At 73.4% G+C, this 7,929-nt stretch carries 6 protein-coding genes and 1 pseudogene; 4 read left to right on the top strand and 3 right to left on the bottom strand.

The window, feature by feature from the left end:
- Positions 1–12: 12 nt before the first annotated feature.
- Positions 13–63: pseudogene (locus ACTHMS_RS10835) on the top strand (hypothetical protein); the annotation flags it as partial.
- A gap of 282 nt (positions 64–345) precedes the next feature.
- Here ACTHMS_RS10835 and ACTHMS_RS10830 read toward each other — a convergent pair.
- Together ACTHMS_RS10830 and ACTHMS_RS10825 are read right to left on the bottom strand one after the other, a co-directional pair.
- Positions 346–930, bottom strand: coding sequence for a YdeI/OmpD-associated family protein (locus ACTHMS_RS10830; protein WP_440306671.1), 585 nt, complete (start codon positions 928–930; stop codon positions 346–348).
- A gap of 30 nt (positions 931–960) precedes the next feature.
- The gene (locus tag ACTHMS_RS10825) at positions 961–1,671 is read right to left on the bottom strand and encodes an SDR family NAD(P)-dependent oxidoreductase (protein ID WP_440306670.1); all 711 of its coding nucleotides are present in this window, start codon (positions 1,669–1,671) and stop codon (positions 961–963) included.
- A gap of 53 nt (positions 1,672–1,724) precedes the next feature.
- On the opposite strand from ACTHMS_RS10825, the gene ACTHMS_RS10820 reads away from it, so the two are divergent.
- Entirely contained in the window at positions 1,725–2,360 is a 636-nt protein-coding gene (locus ACTHMS_RS10820; protein ID WP_440306669.1) for a TetR/AcrR family transcriptional regulator, read from the top strand.
- 125 nt (positions 2,361–2,485) lie between these two features.
- On the opposite strand, the gene ACTHMS_RS10815 is transcribed toward ACTHMS_RS10820, so the two are convergent.
- The gene (locus ACTHMS_RS10815) at positions 2,486–4,807 is read right to left on the bottom strand and encodes a DEAD/DEAH box helicase (RefSeq protein WP_440306672.1); all 2,322 of its coding nucleotides are present in this window, start codon (positions 4,805–4,807) and stop codon (positions 2,486–2,488) included.
- A 103-nt stretch (positions 4,808–4,910) separates the two neighbouring features.
- Here ACTHMS_RS10815 and ACTHMS_RS10810 point away from each other — a divergent pair, with 103 nt between their 5' ends.
- Both ACTHMS_RS10810 and ACTHMS_RS10805 read left to right on the top strand, forming a co-directional pair.
- Complete coding sequence (locus tag ACTHMS_RS10810) at positions 4,911–5,255, top strand: STAS domain-containing protein (RefSeq protein WP_440306668.1); 345 nt, start codon at positions 4,911–4,913, stop codon at positions 5,253–5,255.
- A gap of 242 nt (positions 5,256–5,497) precedes the next feature.
- Entirely contained in the window at positions 5,498–7,876 is a 2,379-nt protein-coding gene (locus ACTHMS_RS10805) for a sodium-translocating pyrophosphatase (protein WP_440306667.1), read from the top strand.
- Positions 7,877–7,929 lie beyond the last annotated feature (53 nt).

Below are 7,929 nucleotides of genomic sequence, written 5' to 3'. Positions count from 1 at the left end.
TTCGGCGTCCTCGTGCTGCTGCTCGGCGCGGTCGCCGGGGTGCGGTCCGCCGCCGTCGTCGCTCGGCACCGTGCGGAATCGGCCGCCGACCTCGCGGCGCTCGCCGGTGCGGGGCGGCTCGGCCTCGGCGTCGACCAGTGCGCGGTCGCCGCGCGGCTCGCCGCGGCCAACGGGGCGTCGCTGCGGTCGTGTCGCGTCCGCTCGGCACCCGACGGGCGCAGCGGCCGCGTGGCCGTGGTCGTCGCCGTCCGGTTGGCCCTCCCGTGGGCCGGGTCGCGTCTGATCACCGCGTCCGCCGTCGCCGGCCGCGACCTGCCGTCGCCGGTCCACGGCCGCGACCTGCCGTCAGCCTCGCTGCCGCCACTGGTTGGCCCGCACGCCGACGTGCGCGTCCACGACGATCCGCTCGAGCCGCTTCGTCCGCGTCGCCTCGGTCCTCGCCGTGCTGAGCCATTCGAGGATGGCCCGCCGCGTCGAGCGTGGGAACGCGTCCCATTCGCGGCGGGCGTCCGGGTCGGCGTCCAGGCGAGTGGCGAGGTCGGGCGGCTCGACGAGCTGCTCGACCTGGTCGAGGGCCGCCCATGTGCCGGAGGCCTTCGCCGCCTCGACGACGGCGAGTCCGGACGCATGCATCAGTCCGGCGGCGATGAGTCGCTCGACGCGCGCCTTGTTCACGGCCGACCAGCTGCTGCGCGGGCTGCGCGGCGAGACGCGCAGCAGCGAGCGGAGCACGTCGACCGAGCGTGGCTGGCTGTCGACCCACCCGAAGCAGAGCGCCTCCTCGACGACGTCGTCGTAGGGGACGTGCGGGCGTCCGCTGTCCTTCTTCCACCGTGACAGCCAGACGCCGGGTGAGGACGCGTGGTGGTCCAGCAGCCACCCGCGCCACTCGGCCCGGCTCTCGACCGTGACCTCGACGAGCGTCACCACTCGCGCACCCTCACCCTCGTCGCCGCCTCGTCACCACGGCACCGGCACGGCGTGCCGGAAGAAGCCACCCCGCGGTCCGTTGTCGGGCACGAGCGCCGCCCACACGACGCTCTCGGCCCCGGCGCCGATCGGGTGCGCGCCCATCGCCTCGGCGCCGGGGTAGGTGGCGGTGAGGCCGGGGCAGACCGCGTTGACGATCACCGGGGTCTCGGCCAGCTCCGCCGCAACGGTGCTCGTGAGGGCCAGCAGGGCGGCCTTGCTGATGCCGTAGCTCGCTGCTGCGCCGCCGCGGCGGGTCAACCCGAAGTCCGGATCGCCGTGCGAGCCGGCGCCGCTGGCCACGTTGACGATGCGGGGGTGCGCGCTGCGCCGCAGCACGGGCAGCAGCGCCTGGATCAACGCCCAGGGGGCGACCAGATTCGTCTCGAGCACGGCGCGGGCGGCGCCGAGGTCGGCGTTCGTCGCCGTCTCGGTCCAGTCGACGTAGGCGGCGGCGTTGTTGACCAGCACGTCGAGCTCGCCGACCCGGTCGGGCAACGCCTGCACCTGCTCGGCGTCGGTGACGTCGAGCCGCAGCGCTCGGTGCCCATCGCCCGGCAGACCGGCCACGACCTCGGCGAGCCGTGCCTCGTCACGTCCGGTGACGATCACCTGATACCCGTGCGCTGCCAGCTGCCGGGCCACCTCGACGCCGAGGCCGCGCCCGGCGCCGGTCACCAGGCTGATGGTCGGTCGGTCCACGCCACGCCTCCGGTTTGAGACGGATCCGTCACAACGAGGCGTAGCCTAGGACGGTGACGCAGACCCGGCAACCCCGCCGCACCGCCGACGAGCGACGGGCGCTCGTGCTCGACACCGCCGAGCGGCTCTTCCGGGCGCGGGGCGTGCACGCCGTCGGCATGGACGAGCTGATCGCCGCCGCGGGCCTGGCCAAGATGAGCGTGTACCGACTGTTCCCGACCAAGGACGCGCTGGTCGGCGCCTACCTCACGCGGCTCGCCGACGGGATCCTCGCGCTCATCGACGCCGACGCCACCACCGCGGCCGACCCACGGGACGCGCTGGTCGCCATGCTCGACGCGATCGCCGCCGACCTGCGTCGCCCCGACTTCCGCGGCTGCCCGTTCGGCAACGCCGCCGCCGAGTTCGAGGACGCCGCCCATCCCGCCCGCACGGTGGCCCGCGACTACCGACGCGGGCTGCGGACGCGCCTGGGCGAGCTCGTCGCCCGCGCGGGCGGGCCGGTCACGGTGGCCGACCAGCTCGCCGTGATCGTCGACGGCGCCTACCTCAACGCCGCGCACCTCGGGCCGGACGGACCCGCCGCCGCCGGGCTCGACCTCGCCCGCGCCCTGGTCGCGACGCTCCCCGGGCCCGAGCCGGCCCGGTCGAACCGCTCGACCCGCCGAGCCGGTCACCACGACGCCTGAACCCTGACCATCTCAGGCGGTCGAGCGCGTCGACCCACCGACGTTGCCGCCAGGACGCCCGCAGGCTGACCGTCCCGGGCGGTCGAGCGCGTCGACCCACCGACATCGCCGGCACGCCGACGCCGTCAGCTCGCGTCGCGAAGATGCCGCAGCACGAGATCGAGCCAGGTGACCGCGCCGGCCTTGTCGAGCGGGTCGTTGCCGTTGCCGCACTTCGGCGACTGCACGCACGACGGGCAGCCCGAGATGCACTCGCACGACCGGATCGCCGCACGGGTGGCGTCGAGCCACTCGCCGAGCGCGTCGTGCCCGCGCTCGGCGAACCCGGCGCCGCCGGGGTGCCCGTCGTAGACGAAGACGGTCGGCTGCCCGGTGTCCGGGTGCAGCGCGGTCGAGACACCGCCGATGTCCCAGCGGTCGCACGTCGCGAACAGCGGCAGCAGGCCGATGGCGGCGTGCTCGGCCGCATGGGCCGCGCCGGGCACGGCGTCGAACGGCAGCCCGAACGCGTCCAGCTCGTCCTGCGGCACGACGTACCAGACGGCGGTCGTGCGCAGTTGCCGCGGCGGCAGGTCGAGCGGCTGCTCGTCGATGAGCTCGCCGGTCGCGAGCCGGCGCCGGATGTAGCCGACGACCTGATTGGTGACGTCGACCGTCCCGACCGCCACCGTGAGCGGCCCGGCGCGCCGGCTGCGCTCGGCCCCGACGATCGCGATGTCGGTGACGTCGCGGGCCGAGGTCGTCCACGGCGGCGACTCGTCGTGCACGAGCGCCACGCCCTCGTCGAGGTCGAGCCGGTCGACGACGTACGCGCGTCCCTGGTGCAGGTAGACCGCGCCCGCATGCACGGTGCCGTCGGCCGCGCCGCGGTCGACGGTGCCGACCAGCGCGCCCGTCGCGGTGTCGACGACCGACACGGGGCCGCCGCCGGTGCCGCGGATGTCGATCACCGGCCGGTCGTGGGAGGTCCAGAACCAGCCCTGCGGACGCGCCCGGAGCACGCGGTCGGCCGTCAGCCGCTCGAGCACGGACGCGACCACCTCGGTCGATCCACCCGGTGAGGCCACGAAGGCGGCCGGCTCGTCGCGTCCGATCGGCAGCTCGGCCGCCGCCGCGCACAGCTGCGGCGCGAGCACGTACGGGTTCTCCGGATCGCACACCGTCGCCTCGACCGGCCGCCCGAACAGCGCCTGCGGATGGTGCACGAGGTAGGTGTCGAGCGGGTCGTCGCGGGCGACGAAGACGACGAGCGCCGGGTCGAGCCCTCGCCCAGCCCGGCCGGCCTGCTGCCACAGCGACGCCACACGGCCCGGGAAGCCGGCGAGGATCACCGCGTCCAGACCGGCGATGTCCATGCCCAGCTCGAGCGCGTTCGTGGCGGCCACGCCCAGCAGCCGGCCCGATGCCAGGGACGCCTCGAGCGCCCGCCGCTCCTCGGCGAGGTAGCCCGCGCGGTAGGCCGCCACGCGTTCGGCGAGATCGGTCGCGCCGGCCTCGGTGAGGTGCCGCTGCGCCGACAGTGCGGTCTGCTCGGAGCCGCGCCGCGACCGCACGAACGCCAGCGTGCGGGCGCCCTCGATCACCAGGTCGGCGAGCAGCCGCCCCGCCTCGGCCCCGGCGGCCCGCCGCACGGGCGCGTCGTGCTCGCCCTTGAGTGCGGTGAGCGGCGGCTCCCAGAGCGCGAAGGTCACCGCGCTGTGCGGCGAGCCGTCGTCGGTCACCGCCTCGACCGGCACGCCGGTGAGCCGGGTCGCCGACGTGGCGGCGTCGGCGGCGGTCGCCGAGGCGAGCACGAACACCGGCCGGGCGCCGTACACCGCGCACACCCGCCGCAACCGCCGCAGCACCTGCGCCACGTGCGAGCCGAAGACGCCGCGGTAGGTGTGGCACTCGTCGATCACAACGAAGCGCAGCCGCCGGAAGAAGCTCGCCCAGCGTCCGTGCTGCGGCAGCAGGCCGCGGTGCACCATGTCCGGGTTGGTCAGCACCCAGTTCGCGTGCGCGCGCACCCAGTCGCGCTCCTCGAACGGGGTGTCGCCGTCGTAGGTCGCCGCGCGCAGGAACGGCAGGTCGAGCGACTCGAGCGAGCCGAGCTGGTCACCGGCCAGCGCCTTGGTCGGCGAGAGATAGAGGACGCGGGCCCGCGGGTCGTCCGCGAGCGCGGCGAGCGCGGGCAGCTGGTAGGCCAGCGACTTCCCCGACGCCGTGCCGGTCGAGACGATCACCGACCGGCCCTCCCACGCCGCGGTGGCCGCGGCGACCTGGTGCGTCCACGGCGCCGTCACCCCCCGGGCGGCGAAGGCGGCCACCACCTCCGGCGGCGCCCACGCCGGCCACGTCGCGGGCCGGCCGGGGCGGGTCGGCAGCTCCTCGACGTGCAGCAGCGGCGACTCGCCCGGCGGCGTGCCTGCGAGCAGGCGGTCGAGCAGGTGGCGCACCCGGTCGATCCTGCCTGCTCCGCGGGCGTCCGGCCGCCCACCTTCCGTGTGGCATCCTGGATCGGAGGTCGATCACCGGATCGACGAGCAGCGACAGGGGCGGGTTGTGTCGATGGAACTTGCAGTCTCGCGCGAGTCGGTCGCCGGGGCGTCGGTGCTCTCGGTGCGCGGCGAGGTCGACGTGTACTCGGCACCCACGCTGCGCGACAACCTCACCGAGCTGCTCGAGAGCGGCGCGGAGGCCGTCGTCGTCGACCTCACCGAGGTCGCGTTCCTCGACTCCACCGGCCTCGGCGCGCTGATCGGCGCACGCACCGAGGCCGAGAACAGCGGCGGTCGGCTCGCGCTGGTCTGCACCAACGACCGCATCCTCAAGCTGTTCACCATCACCGGCCTCGACAGCGTCTTCTCGATCTACGAGGGCGTCGACGAGGCGGTCGCCGGCATCACCGGCTGACCCCGCCGGGGGCGGCGCCGGAGGGCGCTCTCCCGCTCCGGATCACGATCTTTCGCGTGTGGTCGCCGTGAGGTGATCGCGCAGGGTGATGTCCGTCGCAGGCGTGTGCTCGGTCACCGTTACAGTGCGAGCGTCAGTGTCACCAGATGCCCGTGTCCCGGTCGAGCTCCGGCCGGACGACGGGCGCCCGCCACGCCGCCGGGTCGGCGTGCGCGACCCGTGATCGATGTCGAGGGAGATGCATGACTTCGCACCACCTTCTCGCGGCGGACAACCCGCTCGCGATCACCAGCGGCCAGAAGACCTGGGTGTACATCATCCTGGTCCTCGCCGTCGCGGCGCTCGCCTACTCGTACGTCCTCATCCGTGAGGTGCTCAGCGCCGACGAGGGCACCGAGAACATGCAGAGCATCTCGAAGGCGGTGCAGGAGGGCGCGGCCGCGTACCTCAACCGCCAGTTCCGCACGCTGGCGGTCTTCGCGGTCATCGTCTTCGTCCTGCTGATCTTCCTGCCGGTCAACGACGGCGGGACGAGCGTGCGGGTCGGCCGGGCGGTGTTCTTCCTGTTCGGCGCGGCCTTCTCGGCCATCGTCGGCTACGTCGGCATGACCATGGCGACGCGCGCCAACGTCCGCGTCGCGGCGGCCGCCCGTGGCGGCGGTTCCGAGCGCGGCTTCCACGTCGCGTTCCGCACCGGCGGCATCGTCGGCATGCTCACCGTCGGCCTCGGCCTGCTCGGCGCGTCCATCGTGCTGCTCTCGTACAACGAGCACGCCCCGACGGTGCTCGAAGGCTTCGGCTTCGGCGGCGCCCTGCTCGCCATGTTCATGCGTGTCGGCGGCGGCATCTTCACCAAGGCGGCCGACGTCGGCGCCGACCTCGTCGGCAAGGTCGAGGCGGGCATCCCCGAGGACGACCCCCGCAACGCGGCGACCATCGCCGACAACGTGGGCGACAACGTCGGTGACTGCGCCGGCATGGCGGCCGACCTCTTCGAGAGCTACGCCGTCACCCTGGTCGCGGCGCTGATCCTGGGCCAGTCGGCCTTCGGCGCCAAGGGCCTGCTGCTGCCGATCATCATCGGCGGCATCGGCATCCTGAGCTCGGTGGTCGGCATCCTCGCCACCAAGCTGCGCGCCACCGACCGCAACGGCCTCGTGCCGATCAACCGCGGCTTCTTCATCTCGGCCGTGTTCTCTCTCGTGCTCGTCGCGATCGTGTCGTTCACGTTCCTGCCGTCGAAGTTCACCAAGCTGCACGGCTACCAGAGCTTCAAGGCGTTCTCCGGCACCTCGCTGTTCGGCGACTCCGGCAACGCGCCCGACACCAGCCCGGCCGTCGTCGCCTTCATCGCGGTGCTCATCGGCATCGTGCTGGCGGTGCTCATCCAGCAGCTCACCGGCTACTTCACCGACACCATCCGCCGCCCGGTCAAGGACGTCGCCAAGACCTCGCTGACCGGCCCGGCCACGGTGATCCTCTCCGGCATCTCGCTGGGTCTCGAGTCGGCCGTCTACACCGCGGTGCTCATCGCCATCGCCGTGTTCGGCGCGTTCCTGCTCGGCAGCGGCTCGGTCGCGGTGGCGCTGTTCGCCGTCGCGCTCGCCGGCTGCGGTCTGCTGACCACCGCCGGCGTCATCGTCTCGATGGACACCTTCGGCCCGGTCAGCGACAACGCGCAGGGTGTGGCCGAGATGTCCGGCGACATCGACGAGGCGGGCGCCCGCGTGCTCACCGACCTCGACGCCGTCGGCAACACCACCAAGGCGATCACCAAGGGCATCGCGATCGCGACCGCCGTGCTCGCGGCGACCGCGCTGTTCGGCTCGTACACGAAGGCCCTGACCGACGCGTACCTGAAGTACAACGCGGACGGCGACATCGACTTCACGATCGTCGCCCCGAACGTGCTCATCGGCGCGATCATCGGTGCGGCCGCGGTGTTCCTCTTCTCGGGTCTGGCGATCAGCGCGGTCGGCCGTGCCGCCGGCCGCGTGGTGTTCGAGGTGCGCGAGCAGTTCCGCACCAAGCCCGGGATCATGGACTTCAGCGAGAAGCCCGACTACGCCCGCGTCGTCGACATCTGCACGAAGGACTCGCTGCGCGAGCTGGCCACCCCCGGTTTGCTGGCGATCTTCGCGCCGATCACGATCGGCTTTGCCTTCGGCGCCGGCCCGCTCGCGGGCTACCTCGGCGGCGCGATCGCCGCGGGCGTGCTGATGGCGGTGTTCCTCGCCAACTCCGGTGGCGCCTGGGACAACGCGAAGAAGATGGTCGAGGACGGCCACTACGGCGGCAAGAAGAGCGAGGCGCATGCCGCCACCGTCATCGGTGACACCGTCGGCGACCCGTTCAAGGACACCGCCGGCCCGGCCATCAACCCGCTCATCAAGGTGATGAACCTGGTGGCCGTGCTCATCGCGCCGGCCGTGATCAAGTTCAGCATCGGTCAGGACGCGAGCAAGGGCGTCCGCGCGGTCGTCGCGATCGTCGCGTTCCTCATCATCGCCGCGGCGGTCATCGTGTCGAAGCGCCGGCAGGTGTCGATGGGCGACGACGCCCCGGCGGCCGGCACGGACACCGACAAGCGGCCGCGGCCGCAGCCGGCCAAGGTCGGCTGAGGCAGCTCCGCGACAGCACCGTTCGAGCCCGACGGGCGGCCCGGCACTCGCCG

Origin of the sequence: Jatrophihabitans sp., from assembly GCF_051960575.1 — a bacterium.
In the GTDB taxonomy this organism is placed as follows: domain Bacteria; phylum Actinomycetota; class Actinomycetes; order Mycobacteriales; family Jatrophihabitantaceae; genus JBQCEE01.
The sequence above is the reverse complement of the archived record's forward strand: the minus strand, read 5'-3'. Positions and strand labels throughout refer to the sequence as shown.